The following is a 25452-nucleotide window of genomic DNA, read 5'->3' as shown; positions in this document are numbered from 1 at the left end:
TCAACTCATTCCTCATTGATACGGCGTGGTGCTCGGGGCGGTTGGCCTGTCTGTTGATGCCCGGCTGCCACGTTGGTAAGCACGGTGGTTCCGATGCCGATCACGACCTCGCTGCCGAGCCGTATCCCCTGCAGCAAATTAGCCCCGGCGCCGATGTGGCAACCGTCGCCCAATGTGACGTCACCTGACATCACGGCACCGGGGGCCACATGCACATGGTCACCGATCACACCGTCATGATCGATACACGCCCGTGTGTTGAGGATGACGTTATCGCCAATGCGGCTATCAGCCTGCACGATCACTCCGGCCATGATCTGCACCCCCTGGCCAAGCTTGACGCCCGAGCCGAGAATAGCGCTGGGATGGACCAGCGTAGCGAAGCGGTATCCCTGGCGCGTGAACTGCGTGTGCAAACGGTACCGCAATGTGTTGCCCGGCAAGCTGCCAGTACCGTTGGCCAATTCGATGTCAGCAGGGGCATATCGCTCGACCGCGTGGTCGTCACCCAGCACCGATAGGCCGCGCCATAGTTGGATACCCTGGTCAGCCAGCCCGGGGTCACAAACGCCAAGAACGTTACGTTTGAGGACACGAAGCAGATCGAGCACCACCTTGGCGTGCCCACCGCCCCCCAGCAAAATGACGGGCAAAGGGCTCACACCGCCTCTCCCGGCTGATAATCACGGGCAGCGGGCTGGTTAAGACGATCCCAGTAGGCCATGGCCAGCTCGCCCTGCCCGGCCCGCGCGGTGGTGAGGTTGTTGGCGGAGAATTGCTCGCCCTGCTTGATGGGGGCAGCCGCGACCAGATTCTGCCGCGCGGCACTCCGAGTATCCCATTCGCTTGCTTGGGGCACCTTCTGACCGTCCCCCAGGGCTTCGGCGATGGCGCGGATCTCTCCTACCATGCGCTTCAACTCATCCGGTTCCAGCGAGGCCTTGTGATCCGGACCAGACAACTGACGATCGAGGGTAAAATGTTTCTCGAGGATTGTGGCACCGCGAGCCACGGCGGCCACTGGAATCAGCGTGCCCTGGGTGTGATCAGAATAGCCCACCGGCAACCGGAACACCTCGGCCAGCGTGTTCAGAGCCTTGAGGTTCACTTCATGCATCGGGGTGGGATACTGAGAGGTGCAGTGCAGCAGGCTAACCTGGCCGACCAGAGCGGCACGCGCCAGGGGATCGCTCCAGCACTGCCAGACCTCGTTCAGCGAGGTAGGCGGCTGGTCATTTCTCAGCGCATGACTGACGACGGCCAGGCCCTGCTCGACCTCGGAGAGCGTGGCCATGCCAGTGGAGAGAACCAACGGCTTACCGGTGCGCGCAAAGGCCCAAAGCAGGGGACCGTTGGTCAGCTCCCCAGAAGGCACCTTGTAGAACGGCAAGTCGAGGGTTTCCAGAAACGCCAGACTCTGGATGTCGAAGGCCGTGGACAGAAACTCAATGCCCCGCTGGTGCGCATGGACCTGTAGCGCAGCGTGCCATTCGAGGGGCAGTTCCAAGGCCTCGAGCATCTCGAGCTGACTCTGATCGGCTGCGGTGGTCTGCTTCTGGTAAGCGGCCTTGGGAGCGGTCAGCGCGGCCAGCCGTTTCGCATTGAAGGTCTGAAACTTGACCGCATCGGCACCGGCAATGGCAGCCGCATCGACTAGATCAAAGGCGCGTTGACGGTCGCCGTTATGGTTGACCCCCGCTTCGGCTATGATGTAAGTCTTTCCACTCATCGAATTTCCTTGAGAATCATAAAAGCTTCTGCTGCTTGGGCATTAGATTGTGCACCTCGCAAGGTAGCCAATGCATGAATACATTCCTCACTTCGTGGGAACGGAAATACACCCATTTCTCCATCGAAAAGCTTCATTATATCAATTTTTTTCTCTAAATAACCACCAATATCAATATAGAGATTGGGACGAAAACCTGAATCGTCTGGACGTAAACCAAAGTCTGTTTCAGACAAAGTCTCGTAAGCATAGATTGACCGTACAAACGGTGAGCGAAAAGACTTACTGGCCGATACAATGGCATCGAAAACCGACGCATGGTCGCTATGCACGTCGTTGCGGTAAGGTAAGAACAAGGTATCTGGCTTAAGGTGATTTATCACCTCAGCCATCGAGAAAACTAACTCGCCCTTATTTAACGTATCCAACATGGCGGTTGGCAGTTCACACTTGTGAACGCCGTCGAACCCGTATTCTTCAGCGACTAAATCAATTTCTTGGGCGCGCTTCTGTGCTTGGGTGCTGGAAAAGCCTGGGACACCCGCAATGGTCGTAACAATCAACCAGTGGACGTTCGCACCTTGGGCTTTCAGTTTTAGTAGAGTACCACCGCACCCCAAAGTTTCATCGTCCGGGTGGGGAGCGATAACTAATACCGTGGTTGAAGCTTGTATCATAAATAGCCGCCCTCAATACAGTTTAATCCCAACTTGATATTTTCCAGCCAGATAGCACTCTCGCCACCGCATTTGACGAGAACCCGCCTAGGCTGCACATCCAGGATCTTGCCGGGTTCAAAATTCCTGGAAAATAATGATTCCGACAGGCTGGTCTGCCACACCTTTACAGCGCCATGTTGGACTGACTGGAACTCGGCGCCCGGATATGGGTGGTGCAATGCCCTGACCAAGTTATGAACAGCAACGGCATCCATTCGCCAGTCAATAATTCCGTCAGTTAGGCTACGCTTGCGCCAGTAGGTTGCCTGAGTGTGGTCTTGGGGCTGAAATTTGGCACTGTTCCGGACCAGCGCCGGGGTAAATTGCTCTATCTGCGCTAGGGCCGTTTCGGTGATTTTCTGGTAGAGCGTACTGGCATTATCATCTGGCGAAATTGGAACAGGCTTTTGGGAAAGGATCGGCCCCGAATCTGCTTTTTCATCCATCTGAAAAAACGTAGAGGCCGTTTCATCCAACCCCAGTACCAGCGCCCATATGATCGGATGACGCCCCCGGTTTTGGGGCAATGCCGCGGGATGAAACCCAATCACCCCTCTGGGTGCAGCTGACAACATCTCTGGGCCCAACAGTGAGCTCCAGCCAAAACAGAACACAATGTCTGCTCTGACATCCCTGATGAATGAAGTCGCCGCTTCCTGGTTCTTGTAAAAGTGAACAATGGCCGGATCAGCATTCACTTCTTCCACACAGCCTGAAAGGTCACAAAAATCGGCATTGAATGATGAGGCTTTCTTCGTTATAACGCCAGCGACGGTGCAGATGCCTACAGACTCTAGCTCAAACAATCTCTTAAGAGCCCATCCACTAAACTCGACGCAGCCTATCAAGCATATTCTCATTAAAACTCCAAGTCGTAAAAGACTTTAAAAAGACTTTTCTTTCCGGAAATACTTCTTAGAGAATGAACGATATTTTTAGCCACGTGACCGTCTCCGTAGGGGTTGGGAGCATGGATGCATTTTTGACGATGGGCGGGTGAAAGCGCTATTTTCAATGCCCCACGGATGGATTCCAAATCTTCCTCCGCCTGAACAACACTTTCGGGCTTGAGGCGCCCTCTTTGCCGGATGCCAATATCCACTGTCGGTACACCCATAGCTGGAGCCTCAAGAAGTCCACTTGATGAGTTTCCAACAACAGCACCACAAATTTTCATGAGACTGAGATAACGAATCTGGCCAAGTGATGTGATGAGTAAGACACTCTCAGGGTATTTTTTCGCAAAAATTTGCAAAACGGGAATAAGCTCGCGCCCATGAGCATCTGCGTTCGGAAATGTCAATACGATCTTAGTTTCTGGTAGCAGCTCCTCAAGTGCTGACAAAAGTTCCCGTAACGATTCAATTCCTCCCCCCTCTTTCAGCGTGACCGGATGATACGTCACAAGGAGTGGGCGCTCACCCAGCTTGAATTTCAGCGAATGCTCCAGCTCTGTTTGATCAAGCAACTGTATACGAAGGATGTTCTCAATCGCCGGAGCTCCGACATTGATAACACGATCTGGCTGTTCGCCGAGCTGAATGACCCGGCTGCGATACCTTTCTGTGCTTGTGAAATGCAGCTGAGCCATCTTGGTAATGGCATGGCGGATGGCCTCGTCGATCAGGCCTTCAGTGAGTTCGCCGCCGTGAATATGAGCCAGCGGAATTTGCATAACCATAGCTGTCTGGGCAATAGACAAAGCTTCAAACCGGTCCCCCAAGACGACAAGCCAGTCAGGACGTAGCCGATCCAAGGCATCAGCAAATCCAATAGTTCCCACCCCCATAGATTTAGCGATACCCACACCGGTTCCCGAAGAAAGCAGCATTTCTACTCGCGCATCAATCGTAAAACCATCCTGTTCAATTGCAGTAACGGTCTCACCAAATTCCGGCGACAGATGCATACCGCTTACAATGAGCTGGAGTTCAAGTGACCCGTCTTGTTCAATTTCCTTCATCAGCCAATATAACAGGCCATACTCGGCCCGCGTCCCCGTGAAGACTGCAATCTTACGCATCAATTGCTCCTTGGGCAGCGCGGATACCGCTAGGCAGATTGACCACGCGCGACTCCAGCCACAAGGCATTAGGCAGTTCGCCGGCCGGGGCCTTGGCATACATGGGCAAGTGGTTCATCAACTGCCATATCGGGCGTGTCATGATGCCTTGTTGATTGGTCACCTCAAGCAGCTGGTCGCGCTGGGGACGATCCGGACAAATGATGGCATTGAGCCAGTAGTTGCTGCGGCAGCCTTCCGGTTCGGTGACAAACGTCATCTCACTACCGGCCAGGCAAGCCGCATAGTCGGCCGCCAACTGGCGCTTCTCGTCGATGAAGGCATCGAGTTGCTCAAGCTGGGCACAGCCCAGGGCAGCATTGAGATTCGGCAGCCGATAGTTGTAGCCCAACTCGTCATGCACGTATTCATAGGTGTGCGGCTGCTTGGCAGTTGTGGTGAGATGCTTGGCCCGCTCGCCTAGCGCCTGGTCGGCCAGGAGCATCCCCCCGCCGCCGGTGGTGATCACCTTGTTGCCATTAAAACTCAGCGTGCCCAGGTCACCGATGGTGCCTGTATGTCGGCCGTGATAAGTGCTGCCCAGGGACTCGGCGGCGTCTTCCACCAGCGGCAAGCCCCAATCGCGGCAGACCCGTACTAGGCCGTCTAAGTTCGCCGGATGGCCGAAGGTGTGCATAGGCAGACAGGCACGGATAACGCCATCGTCCTCGCGCCGCCTGCACTGACCACTGTCATCACGAAAGGCGTGGGCCTCAAGCCACTCCGCCAGCGCCGTGGGAGAAAGACCCAAGGTATGGCGATCCACATCGACGAAGATCGGCATCGCGCCGCAATAGGCAATGGCATTGCAGGTAGCGACGAAAGTCAGCGGCTGGGTGATCACGTAATCGTCTTGTTCCACGCCCACCAACCGCAGCGCCACGTGCAGGGCCGCAGTGCCGTTGACCGTAGCAACCGCACGCGGACTGCCGGTGTAGGCCGCCATATCCTGCTCGAAGCGGCCCACAAAGGCACCGACGCTGGAGACGAAGGTGGAATCGATGGCCTCGCCAACGTAGGCTTTTTCGTTTCCGCTAAAGACAGGGGCATGCAGAGGGATAAAGTTGTTTGTGCGATAGTGGTCGCGCACGAAATCGATCAATGGTTGCAGCATTGCAGCACTCAAACGTTGTAGAGATCAGCCTTGTACTTGGCCAGATGGTGGGGCTGGGTGAACCAGTCGATGGTCTTCTGCAGGCCGGCACGGATATCGTGCTGCGGGGCGAAACCGGTCAGTTTGCGGATACGAGTATTGTCCCCCCACAGGCGGAAGACTTCGGACTTGCCTGGCCGCAGGCGCTGCTCGTCAGTGATGAACTCGACATCGCTGCCCATCAGTTCACGAATGAGGTTGAGCGTATCCCCCACCGAGATCTCGTAGTTCGAGGCGATATTGACCGTTTGGCCCACGGCAGCGTCGCAGTTGGCCAGCGCCAGGAATCCTTGGCAGGTATCTTCGACATAGTTGAAATCGCGGGTCGGCGAGACATCGCCAAGCTTGATCTGCTTCAAGCCATTGGCGACCTGGCTAATGATAGCGGGAATCACCGCACGAGCTGACTGACGTGGCCCGTAGGTATTGAAGGGTCGCGCCACTGTCACCGGCAGATCAAAGGCATTGTAGAAGCTCATCGCCATGGCATCGGCTGCGATCTTCGAAGCGCTGTAGGGCGACTGCGGCTGCAGCGGGTGGTCCTCGTCGATCGGGACGTATTGAGCCGTGCCATAGACCTCACTGGTTGAAGTGTGAATCACTCGCTTGACGCCATTTTCAAGCGCCGCCTGGCAGATATTCAACGTGCCTTTGATATTAGTATCCACGTAGCTGTCCGGTGCTACGTAGGAGTAGGGAATCGCTATCAGCGCCGCCAGGTGGAAGATGACATCGACATCTTTGGTAATATGCTTGCAATAGTGCGGGTCACGCACATCACCGTTGAGCACCTCGATTTGGTCCCGACAGTCGACATCTTCCAGCCAACCCCAATAGTTAAATGAGTTGTACTGGGAAAGCGCTTTTATTTGGTAGCCTTCACGGACGAGGAGCTCGGTCAGGTGCGAACCGATGAACCCATCTGCCCCCGTAACAAGTACCTTCATCTTTTTCTCTCCAACGCATTCATAAATATTATTCAGTAGCTTTCCTAAACCAAGGCATGGAATGTACTTTCGCTGCCATTAACCACGTTAGGGAAAATTGAAAAAACAGACCTATGGCTGTACCTACAGCTGTACCGACTAGCCCAAAATTGTAAGTCAGTATTATTGTCAAAAATATCGAAATTCCACCACAGAAAATAGTAATTGATGCTGTAACATAAGTTTTTCTATTAAAGAATAAATAGTTAGTAACAAGATAATACATCCCGTGAAATCCCTGCGCCATGAACAGCCACGGCAATACCTCAGCAGCGCCAGAATACTCAGGAGGAGCAATGATATTGATGAGTATATCAGACAGGAAAATCATTACAAAAACCAGAGTTGATATCAAACCAAATAACAAATATGTCAATCTAACGACGCCTTCCTTTTGGTGACTGATATTATCTTTAAGTCGCTTATAAAGCCAAGGAGTGTAAGCCTTCTCCAAGGAAACAAATATCATATTCAGGACCAGGGAAACCTGTACAGCAAGCATATATATTCCCGCTTGTTCTGTTCCAAGGATCTCCTTGACTACTAATCTATCGGCAATAACAATCAGGAAAGAACCAATCACATGAGGGATAAGAGGGACGCCAAACATAAGTGCATCTTTAATATACTCTCTGCGAATTCTCGCCCCCAACATTCTATCCCTTTTCAAAAGGGCAATACCCAAGGCCCCGAAAAAAAGCGCCGAAACCAGGTACCCCCATAGCCTCCCACTATATCCATATAGCAATATGGCTACCAATACCAAAGACACAACTGCGTTCAAAAAAGCATTACCAAATTGAAAAATGCCGTAATGTATAGGCTTGCTCTCAACTTGCCAAATAACTAGTCTAACCTGAATTAAAAATCCACAAAAAGAAACAACAACAGCAGCAACAAGCCAATGCAATGGCAAAGAAAGTGCTTCACTCAACCAAGAAGACATAACACCAATGGCTATCAATACCACGACCATGCTACATAGAAGTATAAATATGCAGCTGGAGACGTACTCGTCTATTTTTACGTTTTCTTTATCGAACCATCGTCTTGATATGGCACCATGAACACTAAGACCGACAAAAGCGCCAATTATGGGCAAGAACGTCGTAAACATTGCGACGACACCGTACTCCGTCGGTGAAAGGTAATGCGTAAGCACAGGAAGAAGAGCAAATGGTACAGCAGCCACAGCAATATTGGAGACTAAGTAGACTAATCCACTTTTACCTAACGATAACATCAACACTCTCTAAAATAGATTCGGAGATGGTCCGTATAGAATCATTGGCTAGGTAGGGATGCATGGGAAGAGACAATACCCGATCAGCAACTCTCTCCGCCACAGGCAAACTCACGCTGATATCTCGAACTGCAGGCTGTTTATTTAAAGGGAATGGATAATGAATAGCTGTTGGAATACCGACACTACTTAAGTATTCATGAAGTGCATTTCGGTTAGGTACCAAGACCGTAAACTGAGCCCACGCACTGACATAATCCGCAGCAATATTCGGCAGCTTTAGAATCTTTTCTTTCCCTATTTTTTTTAGACAATTTACATATATTTCAGAAACTCTATTACGCTCAGACAGTTCAGTGCCTAATATTTCAAGCTTAGGCAAGAGAATCGCTGCCTGAATCGTATCAAGTCTGCTATTAACTCCGACTCTAACGTGATGATATCTTTTGTCCTGTCCGTGCCTGGCAATTTGACGAATAATGGTAGCCAATTCTTCAGAATTGGTGAATATTGCCCCGCCATCACCATAGCATCCCAGCGGTTTAGTCGGAAAAAAGCTCGTACAGCCAATGGTGGACAAATTGCAGGACTTGCGGCCCTTGTAGGTGGCACCAAAGCTCTGGGCGGCATCCTCGATCACTGGAATGCCATGCTTCTTGGCAATGGCATTGATGGCGTCGAAATCGGCGCACTGGCCGTAGAGCGATACCGGAATGATGGCCTTGGTTCGCGGCGTGATGGCCGCTTCGAGCAGGGTAGGGTCGAGATTGTAGGTGCGCGGGTCGATATCCACGTAGACCGGCTTTGCGCCCAGCAGAGCCACTGTCTCGGCCGTGGCGATATAGGTGAAGCCGGGTGTGATCACCTCATCGCCCGGGCCGATGCCCAATGCCATCTGGGCGATCTGCAGCGCATCGGTACCGTTGGCACATGTGATGCAGTGCTTGGCGCCGGTGTAGGCTGCGAGCTTCTCTTCCAGTTCGGCCACTTCAGGCCCGAGGATGTACTGCCCATGGGCCAGCACCCGCTGGATGCCTGCGTCGATCTTGTCCTTGATACAGGCTTGCTGAGCCGACAGGTCAATGAACGGAATCATGCGTTCACCTTCTTCAACTTCTTGCCATCCAACACATAGCGGTCGCCGGTATGTTGGCATACCGCTTCGCCCTTCCCTTCCAGCGGAATGTCGAGCTGCTCGCCGTGCTCGCTCATCCACCCGATCTGACGTGCCGGTACGCCGACCATCAGCGCGTAGGCCGGTACGTCCTTATTGATTACCGCGCCGGCACCAATAAAGGCGTACTCGCGAATGGTCACACCGCACACGATGGTGCAGTTTGCACCCAGGGTGGCGCCCTGCTTGACCAAGGTATCGCGGTACTCGCTTTTACGCTCGATCAGCGAGCGGGGATTATAAACGTTGGTGAACACCATGCTGGGGCCGCAGAACACACCCTCCTGCAAGGTCACGTTGTCGTAAACCGAAACGTTGTTCTGCACCTTGCAGTGGTCGCCGATGACCACCTTGTTGCCGACGAAGACGTTCTGGCCCAGTGACACACCTTTGCCGATGCGCGCACCGCCGCAGACGTGAACCCAGTGCCATACGCGGGAGCCTTCCCCGAGTTGGGCGCCCTCGTCGACGACGGCGGTGTCATGGATCCTGACACTCATGCGATTACCTGCTTCAGAAAGGGGTGGTAATCACCTGTGAGTCCTTGCGGGTCTGCATCGCGTATATGTGAGACCGTTTCGATGGCGACGCGGTTCTCTTCCAGGCCGAAACCCTTGCCTTTGAGTATCTCTTCGTAGCTGCGGGTATGCAGATCCGTGAAGCCACCGGAGAACTCGATCTCTTCACCGTCGCAGGTAATCGATCGGTAGGTACGCTGCCCATCGGCGCGTAGCTCTGCAGGCACATCATTGACGTCAATAGAAAGGAACCAACGTACTCGTGCTTGCTCATATTCAAGGTAGCCAGCAGCTTTAGTATCTGAGCTGTAATGCACCACGTTCTGTTGCAGATCACCGAAGATGAAATGCAGCATGTCGTAGAAATGAACACCTATGTTAGTGGCAATTCCCCCGGATTTCTTGCTGTCGCCCTTCCATGACTGCAGATACCAGTGACCTCGAGAGGTTATGTAGGTGAGATCTACCTCGTATTTTCGATCTTTGGGGCCGCTTTGGACTTTGTCGCGCAGAGCGATGATGGAAGGGTGAAGCCGCAACTGCAGAATTGTGTTGATCTTCTGGCCGGTGTCCTTCTCAATCTCTTGCAAGCCGTCGATGTTCCAGGGGTTCAGCACCAGCGGCTTTTCACAGATGGCATTCGCTCCTGAACGTAGGGCAAAGCGCATATGTGAGTCATGCAGGTAATTGGGAGAGCAGATGGCAATGTAATCCGCCTGACTTTCGCTTTTGCTGCGACGAAGCTTGTCGATATGCCGATCAAAGCGTTCAAACTCGGTAAAAAAGTCCGCATCCGGAAAAAAACTATCTATTATACCAACCGAGTCATTTACATCTAATGCAGCGACCAAGTCGTTTCCGGTATCTTTGATTGCTTTCATGTGGCGCGGTGCTATATAACCGGCTGCGCCGATTAAAGCAAATTTGGTCATTAGGTATTTTTCCTCAGGCCTTAATGATGTGTGAAGCGGGTTCGCGGTAAATGCCGCGGCTGTCCACGATCAATTTGGCATGCTGTTTGATCAAGTCGAAATCGAAGCGGGCATGATCGGTGGCAAGTACCACCGCATCAAAGCAAGCGAGGCTGTCCGCAGTAAGCTCGACGCTTTCCAATTCAAAGTAGTGTTCCCGCATCCTAGGAAAGACGAGCACGTGCGGGTCGCTGTAGCTGATCATCGCGCCTTTAGCTTGGATCAACTCCATAATCTCAACCGCGGGGGACTCTCGCATGTCGTCGACATTTTTCTTGTAGGCGATGCCGAGCACTAGCACGCGGCTGCCCTTCAAGGATTTGCTGTGATCGTTCAGGCCATCCATCAGCTTGCCAACCACGTACTCGGGCATGGCACGGTTCACCTCGCCGGATAGTTCAATGAAGCGAGTGTGCAGGCCGTACTCACGTGCCTTCCAAGTCAGATAGAACGGATCAATTGGGATACAGTGACCGCCAAGACCGGGACCTGGGTAGTAGGGGGTGAAACCAAACGGCTTGGTGGCTGCGGCATCCACCACCTCAAAGATATCGATCCCCATGCGGTCGGCGACGATCTTCATTTCGTTGACTAAGCCGATATTTACCGCGCGATGGATATTCTCCAACAGCTTGGTCATCTCCGCCGTCTTGGTAGAACTGACCGGCACCACCTTATCGATGGCGGAAGCATAGAGCGCGATGCCCACATCACGGCAGGCCGATGTGTGGCCGCCCAACACTTTGGGGATGGCACGAGTCTCGAAATTCGGGTTACCGGGATCTTCTCGCTCGGGTGAATAGACCAAGAATAGGTTTTCACCCACCACCAAGTCATTTTCCTGCACTCGCGGCAACAACACTTCCTCAGTCGTACCAGGATACGTAGTGCTCTCCAAGGAAACCACCTGCCCTTCACGCAGATGGGGCTTGAGCGCTTCAACCGTGTTGATCACGAAACTCATATCCGGCTCGCGATACTTATTAAGTGGCGTGGGAACGCAAAGAATTAAAGCATCGGCTTCGACAACGCGACGGAAATCGGTGGTAGCTTCGAAGCCGGACTGAACCGCGCTGGACACCTTCGCGGACGGTATATGTTCGATATAGCTTCTTCCGGCATTCAAGTGATCAACCTTATTTTGATCGATATCAATGCCCAACACACGGAAACCTATCTCATTGTAGCGCAGCATCAGCGGCAGGCCAACATAGCCAAGGCCGACGATGCTGATGACAGCTTCCTTGCTTTGAAGCTTGCCGATCAAAACATCCTGTGAATTTGACATATCACCATTATTCTCTATTCACAAATTTAAAAATTTGCAGTTGCCTATGAACTTTAAGGCATGGCAATGGATTGCTTCAAGAAGCAGTGATCTGTGTGGCATTTGGTTTATTGAGGTTTCTGAAACTAGTTCATGAGATTCGGCATTAAGCAACGAATAAATAATTTTCAGCAAACTAACAGCTACAACAATCAGTTTCGTGCTTACGAAAATCAGCAAAAATGCATGAATTGGCATTTCGCGCTTTCCTCTGCAATTTTGCAGAGTACCTCATCAAATGTGCCAATTCGGACTTGGCTGCGCAGGACCTATCTTGATATCAATCCTGCAAAATTGCAGAAAACGTCATTTCATCGGTTGCCCTGTAAAAATGCAGAGCACCTCGGTAGAAATGCAAGCCTGGCCTGTTAACAACCCTGTTAAGACCACTGTTAACATCCCACCTAAACCACTGTTTTTAGGTGTATTTATCGATAATTGGGGTTATGTTACTTCAAAAATACGAAAATCTTTCTGTAGATTCCTATCAATCAACCGCTTTTTTCATCACGGAGACTGGCCCGTACCAAACTTGTAAAGTGCGAAAGAAACGCCATCATTAAGGCCAGCATACCGCCCAACACTAGGCCCAGTGCTACTATCAATGTTCGGCTGGTGCCGGTTGGCGCCTGGCTCTGAACTGCCACTTGCACCACCTGACCTTCGTTGAGCTGGGCTAGGCGATTTTCGATTTCGGCGATACGATCGATATACGTGGCCATTAACTCCCCAGCCCTATCGGATTGCTCGACCGCCGACATTGCCTGTTCGGCTGTTTCCAGCTGCTGTTCCAACCGTTCTCGGTTTCGTTCCATCAACTTACCTTGATCTTCCGTAATTTTGGCCAGTAGCTGTTCATGCATGCTGACAACAAGATTCGCATTATTCTCACTAGCTTCTGATGTCAGCCGTACCAATAAGGTATCCGCGGGTTGGCTTGCAGAAACATCCAAAGGTAATGATTGCAATCCCTCAGCTTCACGTAACTGACGGCTCACTGTTCCCAGGTAGAGGTTCTCCATCTTGGCGATGACCGAACTGGGTGACTCCAAGCCGGTTGGTACGCCTTGGGAGCTGACTTGTTCCGCCACATGGTAGATCGAAACATATTGATAGGTGCGCTCTTGCATAAGCGCGTACGCCAACGCCCCGAAAACCACGACCAGAAAGGTGATGACAATCACTTTCCACCGCTTGATCAGTATTTTTGCCAAGTCTACTAGAGAGATTTCATCATCTTGGTAGTGCTGGGGTTGCTGAGGCGTTTGCTCAAGCTGAGACATCTAATAGGTCCACGTTTTCTTGACGACTGCCTATCCCGCCTTTCGTCAGGCGGGAGAGAAGCAGCAAATAGTTTAACTCTTCACCGACCAACGGAATAATAAGTGAAACCCTTCACCGCCATGCGCCTCGGCTCAAACATATTCCGCCCATCGAAGATCACTGGTTCGGCCAGCTGTTCCTGGATAAAGTCGAAGTCCGGTGCGCGAAAGACCTGCCATTCGGTGACGATCACCAGGGCATCGGCACCGCGCAGGGCGGCTTCCTTGGTGCCGCACAGGGAGAGGTCGTCGCGGCTGCCGTAGATGCGCTGGGTCTCTTCCATGGCTTCGGGGTCGAAGGCCTGCACCTTGGCGCCGGCTTCCCATAGTGCTTCCATCAGCACGCGGCTGGGGGCTTCGCGCATGTCGTCGGTGCTGGGCTTGAAGGCCAGGCCCCAGATGGCGAAGGTTTTGCCCGCCAAATCGTTATTGAAGTGCTTGCTGATTTTCTGAAACAGGGTGGTTTTCTGATCCATGTTGCGGGCTTCCACGGCCTTGAGCACCTTGGCGTCGAAGTCGATGTCGCCGGCGGTGCGGATCAGCGCCTGCACGTCCTTGGGGAAGCAGGAGCCGCCATAGCCCACACCGGGATAGATGAAGTGGTAGCCGATGCGCGGGTCGGAGCCGATGCCCTGGCGTACCATTTCGATGTCGGCGCCCAGGTGCTCGGCCAGGTTGGCCATTTCGTTCATGAAACTGATCTTGGTGGCCAGCATGCAGTTGGCGGCGTACTTGGTCAGCTCGGCGCTGCGCACGTCCATGACGATCACCCGGTCACGGCTGCGGTTGAAGGGGGCGTAGAGCTCGCGCATTACGTCTTCGGTCTGCTTGCTGGCAGTACCGATGATGATGCGGTCGGGCTTCTGGCAGTCGGCAACGGCGCTGCCTTCCTTGAGGAACTCGGGGTTGGAGACCACGTCGAAGCGCAGTTCCTTGCGGCCGCGGGCTTCCAGCACCGAGTCGACCTTTTCGCGCACCTTGTCGGCGGTGCCCACCGGCACGGTGGACTTGTTGATGATGATCTGGTCGCTTTCCATGTGCTCGGCAATGGTGGCGGCCACGGCCAGCACGTACTTGAGATCGGCGCTGCCATCTTCATCCGGCGGGGTGCCTACGGCGATGAACTGCACCTGTCCGTGCTTGACGCCGGCCGCGGCATCGGTGGTGAATTCCAGTCGACCGGCGGCGTGGTTATCCTTCACCAGCGGTGCCAGGCCGGGTTCGAAGATGGGGATGTCGCCCTGCTTCAGGCGTTCGACCTTGTCGGCGTCGACATCCACGCAAATTACGTGATGCCCCACGTCCGCCAGAATGGCGCCTTGCACCAGCCCTACGTATCCCGTACCGAAAACCGTAACGTTCATGTCATCCCTGCTTGCGAGTCTGCGAGTTGATGGTGTGTCCCGGGCACGCTACCGCCTGGGGATTGAACCGGGCGCATTCCCATGCCCTGAGTGACCATCGTCTCTGCCGGTGGCGGAGTGCCTGCTCCTTTCGGTCAGGCCGGTATTCTACGCGATGGTTGCACTCGGGCTCTATGCGGCTTTTCGTATAGAAATGTAAGTATAGAGGCAATTGGCGGGCAGATTACTGCAGCATGATGAATATCATGCGGCGGCTTAGGCCACTGCTCCTTTGGTGCCTGGTGCCTGGTGCCTGGTCCAGACTTGCTTCAGCCAGCTAGTGAATGCGTTGCGCAGCTGCACGGCATGTGGCAGAGCCACCACCCTGGCCAAGTGTCATGGCTTGGCACACCAGGCAAGACAGCTGAGCTTGGGACAGGCTTCTCAGCTCGCCTTTCTCAATTTTCTGCATCAAAAAAAAGGTGAAATCCAGCACTTTCTCTTGAAGTGACTCTGGAAGTCGATTGACATTATCAACGATATTCCTATGACAGCACGACGTCTTGCAATTCCAAAACTGGCACATCAGGGCGTGGGGGGCACCGAATTTTCAGACAAAGCCTAGATACTACGCTCTTACCCCATAATTACGCAGTGCAGTCCGGTCATCCTCATTGAGCATAACATCGGTTGCGTTATGCAGTTGATACGCAACCAGTTGACGGCTGACCTGATGGGTACGCACTAATTTTTCTACTGCCTCGCTCAGGCTGGGAGATGTTCTATATACGCTTGTAGCATGAGCTTGGGGTAACAAGAGCTCTGCGGCAAAAGCATTGGCGCGCTTTTCGCTTTCGCTATCTACTTCACCACCTAATACTTCTGCCACCGGCAGCGCACGATCGCGGTCGATCAGCAAATGACAAACTTCATGTGCGAGTGTGCTGCGCTGGCTATAAGACTTGGCCACCCTTGCCTCTTCGTTCTTATTCAAAAGGATTAAGGGATCGATAGTGCCCCAGCATGCAATGGCGTCGATTTTAGCACTTTCCAAAAAAATCTTGTCCATCGCCACATTTTCTTTGACAAGAAGCAATTCGGGGTCAAAACGTTTATCATCCTTCAGTTTCAGTTGCTCACGTAGCCAGCGTGCCAGTTGATATCCCTGCTCGAAAGGAGGTTCATCTTCCATTTGCTGCAATTGTAAACTGGCTCCATCAATAAACGCAGAAAAGGGTTGCTTGCCGGTCGATGGGGCTTGTTGCAGGCGCTGTATGACCTGAGCAATCTGCTCAACGGAAAGATGATGGCGGGTCATTCTGGCAGCTGCCAAGTAGACAGGCTCCTGCCGAGTATCCGAGGCGCCTTCAAGCTTAACCATCTCTCGCAAGGTGGCGAGACGCTTGGCATCCAGCCCTGTGCTATATGCAAGATAATCATCTTGCAATTGCTGTTCACGCCGACGCCATTGACTGACAGCCATCTTTACATGAGGTTGGGGGCTACTTGAAAACACCTCGGCCAGGGTATCGCCGATTGTTTCAAGCCGTTGGCGTAGTGAGAAAAAGTCCACACGCCGCGCCTGTTCTTCTTCATCGACCAGCCACAGGGTATTGCCGCTGCGCTGCCAGAGCAACATAGGCAGGTTGGCGCCGCTCAAGGCGGTAGCAATATTGTGGCGATCCAGGTACTGCAGCATTTGGTTTTCTTCAGCCATGACTAAGGCTTCAGGCATGTCTTCCCAGCGTGCTTCAGCCTTTTGGAGCAGTTTGCCAGGGTGAGGAACATCGTCCAGAGGCAACGGGCAACTTTGTTCAAGCATGAGCGCCGACCAGTTCTTGCCGATGTACTGGAGCAAGTCGATCCAGGTCCAGTCCAGGCTGAGCGGATTGTCCTGATCATCTCCACCGTACCAGTAGGGCTGGCCATCAAGCAGCAGTGTCGCTTTCAGCCAGCCGTGCTCCAGGCTGCCTTGCGAAGGAGCGGTGTCTACGATGAGTTCCAGTTCAGCGGCCATGTTGTTTCATCCAGTGCTTATAGCCAGACAAACAATTCTGCTGTTCGGCACGGCGCTCTAGTTCTTGCCTGATCTGGCGAGGTAGAGATCTACGTCCCGGTCGGTAACGCCAAGGATAGCCATGCCAACTGTCACCTGAGCATACCGCCTCATACACAACGCCATCATACAGATTGTAGATACGTTCGGGGGTTTCCTGCCCAATGGGGTAGCCGATACCATCATTCAGCAGCTGCTCAGCCAGCTGCTTGCTCAATGTCGATGGGCATTTTCCAATCAGCGCACTACCTTGGCGCACAAATACCGCTTCGGGCTTGTTCCAGCAATGCTTGAGGCGATGTTCGCCCGGATCATAGCGTAAGCGTTCAGAGGGCATTACAAAAATTTCACTTGCTGTTGCTCAGGTAGTCGCTACCTAACGTCGCCCTCAACTCGTGCCCTGCCCCTTCGGCCCACTCAAGCAGCTTCGTCTTGAGGGCGGCCTGGGCGCGGGGGTCGCCGTGTACCAGGCGCACTTCCCGGGGCGGTTGGCGCATGCGGCGCACGAAGTTGAGCAGATCGAACTGGTCGGCGTGGGCCGAGTAGCCGCTCACGGTTTCCACCCGGGCGCGGATATCGATGCGCTGGCCGTCCAGCTCCACCCAGCCGCCGCCGGGGCCATGGCGCTGGATGTCGCGGCCGGGTGTGCCGTGGGCCTGGTAGCCGGTGAACAGTACGCAGTGGCGTTCGTCGGGAAGCATGCGCTTGAGATAGTTCACCACCCTGCCCCCGCTGACCATGCCGCTGGCGGCGATGACCACTGCGGGGCGGTGGCTCTCGGCCAGGTAATCGACGGTGCGCTCGTGGGCTTCGTGACCGTTCACGGTGTAGAGGTTCTCGAAGCTGAGCGGGTGACGGCCGCTACGCAGGCGGTTGTGTGCTTCGGCATCCCACCAGGGTTTGAGTTCGCGGTACACCTCGGTGAAGCGGGCGGCCAGGGGTGAGTCGACGATGATCTCGAGCTCGCGCCAGCGCGCGTCGCGCCCGTGGTGTATCAGCCCTTCCAGTTCGTAGAGCAGCTCCTGGGTGCGGCCCACGCTGAAGGCGGGGAACACCACGGTGCCGCCATTCTCCAGTGCCCTGTCGATGGCGGCCTTGAGCCGGTCGCGGCGGTGGCGCCTGTCTTCGTGCAGGCGATCGCCGTAGGTGCTCTCCAGTACCAGCACGTCAGCCCGGTACGGCGGCTTGGGCGCGGGCAGCAGCGGCGAATGGGGTGCGCCCAGGTCGCCGGAGAAGACGGTGCGCTGGCTTTTCCCGCTGGCCTTGTCGTGGAAATCCACTTCCACGTAGGCGGAGCCGAGGATATGCCCGGCACGCTTGAGCCTGACCTTGATGCGGTGGCGCTCGTCGTCGATGACGGTGTGCCAGGTCTTGTAGTCGATGGCGACCAGGCGGCTTTGAACCTCTTCGAGGAAACGCTCGATCAGGGCGCGGTCGCGGGTGAAGCCGACCTTGAGTGCGTCCTCTATGACCAAGGGCAGTAGCCGTGCCGATGGCACCGAGCAGAGAATCGGCCCCTTGTAGCCCGCCGCCAGCAGGTACGGCAGCCGGCCGATGTGGTCGATGTGCACGTGGGTGACCACCAGGGCCAGTACGTCCTCCACCGGGAAACGCACGGTGTGTTGTTCGAGGCTGTCGAGGTGATCGGCATCCTGGCCCTGGAACAAGCCACAATCGATCAGCAGTGCACGGTCTGTGGCAAGTTGCAGCCGGTGGCAGCTGCCGGTGACGCCGGCCGCGCCGCCGTGGTGAAGGATCTGGGGGTAATCGTCCATGATATCCGTAGAGCGGTGTTAGTCTGTGGTGTGGTTTTGCGACGGCGGTGGCCTCCGCCGAGGCGCCTGCGGCGCCAGTCGCGATGCGGAGCAGCGCTCCAACAGCTGTTTTCTCCACCGACGTTGCCACGTCGTTGTTGGAGTATCTTCAGATCACGACTGGAGGCCGAAGGACTCCCGGCGGTGTTGGAAACGTTGCGGCTACCGCCTCGGGCGTGGCCTCCGCCGAGGCGCCTGCGGCGCCAGTCGCGATGGGAACCAGCGCTCCAACAGCTGTTTTCTCCACCTACGTTGCCACGTCGTTGTTGGAGTATCTTCAGATCACGACTGGAGGCCGAAGGACTCCCGGCGGTGTTGCCGATGGTGGCGATAACAGCTGCCGTTGCGGCCTCCGCCAAGGCGCCTACCGGCGCCAGTCGCGATGCGGAGCAGCGCTCCAACAGCTGTTTTCTCCACCGACGTTGCCACGTCGTGGTTGGAGTATCTTCAGATCACGACTGGAGGCCGAAGGACTCCCGGCGGTGTTGCCGATGGTGGCGATAACAGCTGCCGTTGCGGCCTCCGCCAAGGCGCCTACCGGCGCCAGTCGCGATGCGGAGCAGCGCTCCAACAGCTGTTTTGTCATGCCGTGGTGGGTGCGACCGACACTTCTGACACAATTAGACGTTATAAAATCCGCGGTACCATTCGACAAATCGCGCTACACCTTCGTCGATACTGACTTTGGGGCGGTAGCCGGTGGCTTGCAGCAGGGCTTCGGTGTCGGCCCAGGTGCGGGGGACGTCGCCGGGCTGCATGGGCAGGTACTCGCAGATGGCTTCGCGGCCGGTGGCAGCTTCCAAGGCGCGGATGAAGGCCATCAGCGATATCGGGGCGCCATAGCCGATGTTGTAGAGCGAATAGGGGGCGGTGCTCTTGTCTGGTGTAGCCACAGAGCCAGCCCGGTCGGCGTCGGGCTGGGGTATCACGTCGAGTACACGCACGATGCCTTCGACGATATCGTCGATATAGGTGAAATCCCGTGACATATCGCCATGGTTATAGACCTGGATTGGCTTGCCTTCGAACATCGCCTTGACGAACTTGAAAATAGCCATGTCGGGCCGGCCCCAGGGGCCATAGACCGTAAAGAAACGCAGCCCTGTGGTCGGCACGTTATATAGATGCGCGTAGGTGTGGCTCATCAACTCGTTGGCCTTCTTGGTGGCCGCGTAGAGGCTGACGGGATGGTCGACGTTGTCGGTGGTGGAAAACGGTATTTTGCCGTTCATGCCGTAGACCGAACTGGACGAGGCGTAGACCAGGTGCTTCACCATCTGCTGCCGGCAGCCCTCGAGCACGTTGAGGTGGCCGATCAGGTTGGAGTCGGCGTAGACGTGGGGGTTTTCCAGCGAGTAGCGAACGCCCGCCTGGGCGGCGAGGTGAATCACCCGGTCGAAGCGCTGGTCGCGGAACAGCGCCGCCATTCCGACACGGTCGCCCAGATCCAGCTTGATGAAGCGCACGTCGCCGCAGTTGACGGCAAGGTCGTCAAGCCGTGACTGCTTGAGCGAGACATCGTAGTACTCATTGAGATTGTCGATGCCGACGATCTCATGGCCTTGTCCGCTAAGGCGCTTGGCCACGGCATATCCGATAAAACCGGCCATGCCGGTGATCAGCAGTTTCACTATTTTAACCTTGTGTGCTGTCGTCCTGGAGGGCGGCCTGCGCTTAGCGTTCTTTGAAATGTAGCATCTGGTGCGCCAAGGCGGTCATGAAAGCGTAGCAGTTATCAAGCGGCTGCAGCCTCCGCCGAGGCGCCTGCGGCGCCAGTCGCGATGCGGAGCAGCGCTCCAACAGCTGTTTTCTCCACCGACGTTGCCACGTCGTTGTTGGAGTATCTTCAGATCACGACTGGAGGCCGAAGGACTCCCGGCGGTGTTGACGGTGTTGGTAATTACCGCCAACGCTGGCAGCCTCCGCCGAGGCGCCTGCGGCGCCAGTCGCGATGGGAACCAGCGCTCCAACAGCTGTTTTCTCCACCGACGTTGCCACGTCGTTGTTGGAGTATCTTTAGATCACGACTGGAGGCCGAAGGACTCCCGGCGGTGTTGACGGTGTTGGTAATTACCGCCAACGCTGGCAGCCTCCGCCGGGCGCCTGCGGCGCCAGTCGCGATGGGAACCAGCGCTCCAACAGCTGTTTTCTCCACCGACGGTGCCACGTCGTTGTTGGAGTATCTTTAGATCACGACTGGAGGCCGAAGGACTCCCAGCGGTGTTGACGGTGTTGGTAATTACCGCCAACGCTGGCAGCCTCCGCCGAGGCGCCTGCGGCGCCAGTCGCGATGGGGACCAGCGCTCCAACAGCTGCCTTTTCCTGCCATAACAGGCGACTACCACCCTGTCGGAGTATCTTTAGATCACGACTGGAGGCCGAAGGACTCCCGGCGGTGTTGGAAACGTTGCGGTTATTGCCACGCTTTCAGCCGCCGCCGAGGCGCCTGCGGCGCCAGTCGCGATGGGAATTCGGGGCACCGAACCGAGGGCTCCAAGGTTGGATTTCCGTTACCTGGCGATATTGGTCGCTCTCTGCGTTTCCTCGCTGAACTCGGCCACCTCAGCTTCCGTCAACAGGTTATGCATCCGGATTAGCCGCAGGCACGAAAGCGCTCTAGAACGGCTGAAGTGATCAAAGGCATGCGCCATCTCGCGATTACGCTTATGGATTAAGTCATACAACTCGCCGTAGCGCTCATGAGCCGTAGCATCCCTTTTTGAACAGATCTGCTGGCACTCATCCAGAACGCGCTGCGAAAACCGTTCCAGTGCCACTGCTCGAAGCCGCTTGAAGGCTTTCCAGTCGGACTCGCGGATGCTCATAGCAGCCTTCCTTTACAAGATCCAACAACGGTTTCCATGCCTTGGTGGTGGCTACTGAATCGCTCACTCTTTCAGCAGCGCTTCCAGGCTATCGGCACTCAGGATGCGCTCTGCCCAGGCTTCCAACTCGTCGGTGGTAGCGTGTTCAAGCCTTTCTCGCGCCCAGGCGGGCAACTCGCCGAATTTCAGCGTGATCAGCCTGGTGAGCAGCAACAACTCACCTTCCTGACGGCCTTCCTGGCGACCCTTCTCAATTCCGAAACGTTCGGCACTGGTGACATAGGGCATGTGCTGAGCCTCCTCAAAGGCATAGTGTTCGTCGAGGAACTCACGTTCCAGAGCATCCGGCAGCCGCATCATCCAGTCGATCAGCCGGAACAGTTCGATGATCTGCTGCTTGGCGTAGCCACGCTGGTACATCAATCGCGTGAGGTGTGCCTTCCAGCGCTTGAGTTCGTGTCCGTCATCAAGCTGCTTGGCCTTCAGTTGGGCCATCACCACCAGCGCAAAGACATTGTCACTGGCTTCCAGGTCAGCCCATGTGGCATCGAGATCCAGCAACTTGGCGACCGGGAAGCGGAAGTCCACTTCGCAGCCCCAGCGGCCACGCTGGAAGCGCTGCGGTCGGAAGCCTGGGCTGGCGTCGGCCAGCACCGCCAGACTGACCACATCGACGCCGTAACGATCCAGCAGCCGGTAATGGTAAGTATACATTCTGGCAGCAAAATCGGCCTCGGGTTCACTCTGCACCTCAACGTGGATCAACACCCAGGTCTCCAGACCGTCGTAGGTGTAGACCTTGGCCAGCTTGTCTGCGTAACGCCGGCCATTATCGGCGTCCGGGGTGATCTGCTGGAGTTCCTTGTCGAGAAAGCTATGCCCCTTCGACCAGTCGATTTCGGGGTAGATGCCGGGAAACAACAGGGCCATGAACTCGGGAAAGTGCCACTCCAAGGCCTCCTTCCATGGACTGTCGTGATCCTGACGAGGGAGTGGATCGCTCATGGGGTCTTCACTCTCTTCCTTGAGGTTTCGGGAAACATCTTCTCTTGCGGCAGCGGGCATTGGAAACGTTGCGGCTATCGCCTCGGGCGTGGCCTCCGCCAAGGCGCCTGGCGGCGCCAGTCGCGATGCGGAGCAGCGCTCCAACAAGGTCGGCAAATACTGCACTGTCGGAGTATCTTCAGATCACGACTGGAGGCCGAAGGACTCCCGGCGGTGTTGACGGTGTTGGTAATTACCGCCAACGCTGGCAGTCTCCGCCGAGGCGCCTGCGGCGCCAGTCGCGATGGGAACTCGGAGCGCCGAACCAGCGTTCCTACAGCGATCCTTTCCGTCGGGGCGCTTCCCCACTTTCCAGGCACGCTACCGCCCAGGGATTGTTACGGGCAATTCCCTTGCCCTGCTGACTAGTCGTTAGCGTGAAAAAGAGCTTGGAGTGACGAATTACGAGCATTCGGTGGTGTAAGGCGTTCACTCGCCTGTCCCGCCATATCGCGATCCTGAGCCGAGCAGGCGCTCGACTTCCCCTTTCGAGCTAATCGTTCGATTCTACGGGAGTCGGTTGGAATGCTCTACCACCGCGGTGGTACTTGGGAATAAAACGCGGCTTCAACGACAGCGCCAGGCGGCGAGCCGGTTGATCAGCGCGAGGGTGAGCATTGCCGCGGCGACCCAACCGAGCACGATAATCAAGCTGTGGAAGCCGCCGGGCACGGTGTGGGGCGGACGAAAGCTCATACCGTGTTCGACCAGCCGGGCGACGAGGTAAATCAGCGTGGTGACCACAGCCAGCGGTAGTGCCGCCTGCCATCCGGCCAGCCACTGGGTCAGGCGGCTGGGTCCACGCCTGACTTTCGCAGAAGGCTTCTTGACGGGTTTCGCGGCAGCCTTGGGGGCGGGCTTGCGTGTTTTGGCTTGCGCGGGACGCTTGGCCGGCTTGCGAGTAGCGCCCTTGCGGCGCCCACCGCCGGGCAAGCTGGAACTGGCCCAGCGAGCCGTGCGCCATAGCGCCCAGCTAAAGGTGAACAAGACAGACAGCGCCAGGCTGCCCATCACGACGAAATAGGTCATATGCGACTCAGGCGGCGACTCAGGCAGCCATTCAAGCAATGAGGCCGAGTGACTGCATTGTGCGCAGCAGAACGGCCACGCTATCTCTGGGTTGAGCGTATTCGCTCATCAGCGTTTTTAGCCGCTCTTCAAAGAGATGCTGGCGAGCCTGCTCGTCATCCGCTTCCTGTTCCGCCAGGCTGCGAACCGGCGGACCGGTGGGGATGACGAGCCGTGAGCTGGGCTTTTCCAGCTCGCGAAGCGCTTCGGCGAAGGCGTCGTCCAGTTCACGAAACTTGCGCAGCTTTTCGCGCTCGTCCATGTGTCGGTTGGGTTTGTGTTGTTTCATTAGATTCCGTTAAAGCTCAAGTACCGACCAGCACTCGATTTAATGTCTGTTGATGAGTATACCGCCATTGATTCTCGGAGCGAAGCCGGGAACGCTCGACTGGCATTGATAACTATTTGCATTTTTTGTTAATCTGAATTTACAGCTAGACTACAAATTATGCACAAACGATCAACTCCCGTCACCAAACTTGCCTTCGACAACCGCAACAGCGCATAAAGGGATGCATAAAACCAATAAATACTTCGGGTTGGAACAACTATGTGACCACCCAGCGGCGCCACTAGAAAGCGCCAACATAAAATGGAAGCAGTAGTCAAGAATTACTGCAGGATCCAGCGCAAGGGACCAGCTAATGTTCAACGAGATGATGCGAGCGGAAATCTGGCTGCAGGACCACCTGACTAGCCAGTTGGGAATCGATGACCTCGCCAATCGACTCGGTTATTCGACCTCACAGGTACGCCGCAGGTTCAAACAGTGCTTCGGTCTCTCGCCTAGTGCCTATCGCGACACCTTGAGACTGGAAAAAGCCGCGCGCCTACTCGCACTGACACCCTCCAGCATTCATACCATCGCCATCAGGAGCGGCTATCAAAACCATTCGGCGTTTAGCCGCGCCTTCCAGCGGCGCTATCACCAAACGCCCCGCCAATACCGGCAGACTCAACGCTTTAAGTTACGCTCTCCCACCTACTGCCAGGGTCACAGTGGCGCCCCGCCAGACTTCGATATTCGTAGCTTGCCGCCTCGACAGGCGCTGGTAACCCGCCTCTATCAGAAGAGCGGTGCCAGCAGCCTTACCAACCTCCACAAGTGGGCACATCTAGCCAAAGGAGCCGAGACTCTACCCGAACGAATCAAACAAGCCCCCACCATTGCCGTTCTCCATAGCACGCCCCTTCCCTGCGAATTTGAGCGCATCGATATCGGGCCGCTAATCGATCAGCAGGCCGCAGACGGTTTAGCCATCCCGGCTTCCTTTCGAGTGCTGGAATTACCGGAGCAGCGTCACGCCCGCCTTACGGTAAAAAATCCGGAAGAGATTCCCGATGCCTTGCAGTACCTGGTAAGGGAGGGTTTGGCTAAAAAGCATTGCTACGCCAGCGGCGAACCCGCTCAGGTACGACTGTTGCAGCAAGGGGCCGAAGTACTACTACCGGTGTTTGTCACGCGCCCTTGACTGGTGCCAGCAAAGCCATCTCAACAGTTCTTGAACACCGAGATTGAAAGCTGGAAATTAACAACAGCCGGGCCCACTGGGCCCGGCGCTTGAAACTGTTCTACTGCTGCCAATCCAGTGGCTATCAATTCAGCGCGGAGGAGACGATCACTCCTCGACGCGTACCAGCCAGCTCTCGACCTTGTCGGAACCGTGCTCGTCTTTCCACGCCTTCAGCGTCTTCTGATTACCGCCGCGGGTTTCCACGACCTCACCGGTGTTCGGGTTCTTGTAGATCTTGAGCTTGCGCTTGCGACGACCACCGGCTGCCGGCGAAGACTTGGCGGTAGCTGGCTTGTTACCCTGCGGGTCCAGCAGGCCGATGACGTCAGCAGAGCTCTTGTTGAATTCGCGCATCAGTGCTTCAAGCTTGTCCTTGAATGCCAGCTCGGCCTTCAGGCGATCATCGTTCTGCAGCCGATCCATTTCGGCCTGGAGCTGCTTGAGCTGTTGCTCTTTCTGCATGAATTCACTGAGAAGAGACATGATGTGTATTCCTTGGGTCGAGAAAATTTACAGGATGCGGAGACTATAAATACATCAAGCAGCGCCTTATGACAATATGTAAGCCTATTTTTTATACGTTA

General features: G+C 55.4%; 24 protein-coding genes. 1 reads left to right on the top strand and 23 read right to left on the bottom strand.

Annotated elements, in window-relative coordinates; genetic code table 11:
• Positions 1-5 precede the first annotated feature (5 nt).
• The 22 genes from DU490_RS14725 to DU490_RS14625 form a co-directional block, all read right to left on the bottom strand.
• Positions 6-662 (bottom strand): acetyltransferase, encoded by a 657-nt coding sequence (locus tag DU490_RS14725; RefSeq protein WP_220270510.1) that lies wholly within the window; start codon positions 660-662, stop codon positions 6-8.
• A complete protein-coding gene (neuB, locus tag DU490_RS14720; RefSeq protein WP_114575032.1) occupies positions 659-1729 on the bottom strand; it encodes an N-acetylneuraminate synthase in 1071 nt (356 codons plus the stop codon). Before neuB ends, DU490_RS14725 begins: the two co-directional genes overlap by 4 nt.
• Positions 1726-2406 (bottom strand): PIG-L deacetylase family protein, encoded by a 681-nt coding sequence (locus DU490_RS14715; RefSeq protein WP_114575031.1) that lies wholly within the window; start codon positions 2404-2406, stop codon positions 1726-1728. Before DU490_RS14715 ends, neuB begins: the two co-directional genes overlap by 4 nt.
• Complete coding sequence (locus DU490_RS14710; RefSeq protein ID WP_114575030.1) at positions 2403-3308, bottom strand: formyltransferase family protein; 906 nt, start codon at positions 3306-3308, stop codon at positions 2403-2405. Before DU490_RS14710 ends, DU490_RS14715 begins: the two co-directional genes overlap by 4 nt.
• Entirely contained in the window at positions 3308-4471 is a 1164-nt protein-coding gene (neuC, locus tag DU490_RS14705) for a UDP-N-acetylglucosamine 2-epimerase (RefSeq protein WP_114575029.1), read from the bottom strand. The genes DU490_RS14710 and neuC overlap by 1 nt, the downstream gene beginning before the upstream one ends.
• Positions 4464-5624: a LegC family aminotransferase gene (locus tag DU490_RS14700; protein ID WP_114575028.1), complete on the bottom strand. Its 1161-nt coding sequence runs from the start codon at positions 5622-5624 to the stop codon at positions 4464-4466. The genes neuC and DU490_RS14700 overlap by 8 nt, the downstream gene beginning before the upstream one ends.
• Positions 5625-5632: 8 nt before the next feature.
• Entirely contained in the window at positions 5633-6610 is a 978-nt protein-coding gene (locus DU490_RS14695) for an NAD-dependent 4,6-dehydratase LegB (RefSeq protein WP_114575027.1), read from the bottom strand.
• Positions 6611-6638: 28 nt separating this feature from the next.
• Entirely contained in the window at positions 6639-7892 is a 1254-nt protein-coding gene (locus DU490_RS14690; RefSeq protein WP_114575026.1) for a lipopolysaccharide biosynthesis protein, read from the bottom strand.
• The gene (locus tag DU490_RS14685) at positions 7876-8988 is read right to left on the bottom strand and encodes a DegT/DnrJ/EryC1/StrS aminotransferase family protein (protein ID WP_114575025.1); all 1113 of its coding nucleotides are present in this window, start codon (positions 8986-8988) and stop codon (positions 7876-7878) included. The genes DU490_RS14690 and DU490_RS14685 overlap by 17 nt, the downstream gene beginning before the upstream one ends.
• Positions 8985-9566 carry an acyltransferase gene (locus DU490_RS14680; RefSeq protein ID WP_114575024.1) on the bottom strand — a complete coding sequence of 194 codons (582 nt, stop codon included), beginning with the start codon at positions 9564-9566 and terminating at the stop codon, positions 8985-8987. The genes DU490_RS14685 and DU490_RS14680 overlap by 4 nt, the downstream gene beginning before the upstream one ends.
• Positions 9563-10516: a Gfo/Idh/MocA family protein gene (locus tag DU490_RS14675; protein ID WP_114575023.1), complete on the bottom strand. Its 954-nt coding sequence runs from the start codon at positions 10514-10516 to the stop codon at positions 9563-9565. Before DU490_RS14675 ends, DU490_RS14680 begins: the two co-directional genes overlap by 4 nt.
• Positions 10517-10529: 13 nt before the next feature.
• Positions 10530-11843, bottom strand: coding sequence for a UDP-N-acetyl-D-glucosamine 6-dehydrogenase (wbpA, locus tag DU490_RS14670; protein WP_114575022.1), 1314 nt, complete (start codon positions 11841-11843; stop codon positions 10530-10532).
• 530 nt (positions 11844-12373) lie between these two features.
• Complete coding sequence (locus tag DU490_RS14665; RefSeq protein ID WP_114575021.1) at positions 12374-13165, bottom strand: Wzz/FepE/Etk N-terminal domain-containing protein; 792 nt, start codon at positions 13163-13165, stop codon at positions 12374-12376.
• Positions 13166-13245: 80 nt separating this feature from the next.
• On the bottom strand, positions 13246-14568 hold the full coding sequence (locus DU490_RS14660) for a UDP-glucose/GDP-mannose dehydrogenase family protein (RefSeq protein ID WP_114575020.1): 1323 nt from the start codon (positions 14566-14568) through the stop codon (positions 13246-13248).
• A 607-nt stretch (positions 14569-15175) separates the two neighbouring features.
• The gene (locus DU490_RS14655) at positions 15176-16564 is read right to left on the bottom strand and encodes an ImmA/IrrE family metallo-endopeptidase (protein ID WP_114575019.1); all 1389 of its coding nucleotides are present in this window, start codon (positions 16562-16564) and stop codon (positions 15176-15178) included.
• Positions 16554-16940 carry a hypothetical protein gene (locus DU490_RS17030; protein ID WP_147270470.1) on the bottom strand — a complete coding sequence of 129 codons (387 nt, stop codon included), beginning with the start codon at positions 16938-16940 and terminating at the stop codon, positions 16554-16556. The genes DU490_RS14655 and DU490_RS17030 overlap by 11 nt, the downstream gene beginning before the upstream one ends.
• Before the next feature lie 10 nt (positions 16941-16950).
• A complete protein-coding gene (locus DU490_RS14650; RefSeq protein WP_114575018.1) occupies positions 16951-18378 on the bottom strand; it encodes an MBL fold metallo-hydrolase RNA specificity domain-containing protein in 1428 nt (475 codons plus the stop codon).
• Between the two features lie 659 nt (positions 18379-19037).
• Complete coding sequence (locus tag DU490_RS14645) at positions 19038-20048, bottom strand: NAD-dependent epimerase (protein WP_114575017.1); 1011 nt, start codon at positions 20046-20048, stop codon at positions 19038-19040.
• An 879-nt stretch (positions 20049-20927) separates the two neighbouring features.
• A complete protein-coding gene (locus DU490_RS14640; protein WP_114575016.1) occupies positions 20928-21242 on the bottom strand; it encodes a hypothetical protein in 315 nt (104 codons plus the stop codon).
• Positions 21243-21305: 63 nt separating this feature from the next.
• Entirely contained in the window at positions 21306-22247 is a 942-nt protein-coding gene (locus DU490_RS14635) for a DUF4351 domain-containing protein (RefSeq protein WP_114575015.1), read from the bottom strand.
• Positions 22248-22853: 606 nt separating this feature from the next.
• A complete protein-coding gene (locus tag DU490_RS14630) occupies positions 22854-23315 on the bottom strand; it encodes a hypothetical protein (protein WP_114575014.1) in 462 nt (153 codons plus the stop codon).
• Positions 23316-23346: 31 nt separating this feature from the next.
• On the bottom strand, positions 23347-23643 hold the full coding sequence (locus DU490_RS14625; protein WP_258801677.1) for a hypothetical protein: 297 nt from the start codon (positions 23641-23643) through the stop codon (positions 23347-23349).
• Between the two features lie 355 nt (positions 23644-23998).
• Between DU490_RS14625 and DU490_RS14620 the strand changes: the two genes are divergently transcribed.
• Complete coding sequence (locus DU490_RS14620; RefSeq protein ID WP_114575012.1) at positions 23999-24826, top strand: AraC family transcriptional regulator; 828 nt, start codon at positions 23999-24001, stop codon at positions 24824-24826.
• 147 nt (positions 24827-24973) lie between these two features.
• On the opposite strand, the gene DU490_RS14615 is transcribed toward DU490_RS14620, so the two are convergent.
• Positions 24974-25351, bottom strand: a complete 378-nt coding sequence (locus DU490_RS14615) for a histone-like nucleoid-structuring protein, MvaT/MvaU family (RefSeq protein WP_114575011.1) — start codon at positions 25349-25351, stop codon at positions 24974-24976.
• Positions 25352-25452 lie beyond the last annotated feature (101 nt).

The sequence above is a fragment of the Halomonas sp. DQ26W genome (assembly GCF_003339685.1).
Classification (GTDB): Bacteria; Pseudomonadota; Gammaproteobacteria; order Pseudomonadales; family Halomonadaceae; genus Halomonas.
Note: the sequence above shows the minus strand (reverse complement) of the source record. Positions and strands in the feature narration are given on the sequence as shown.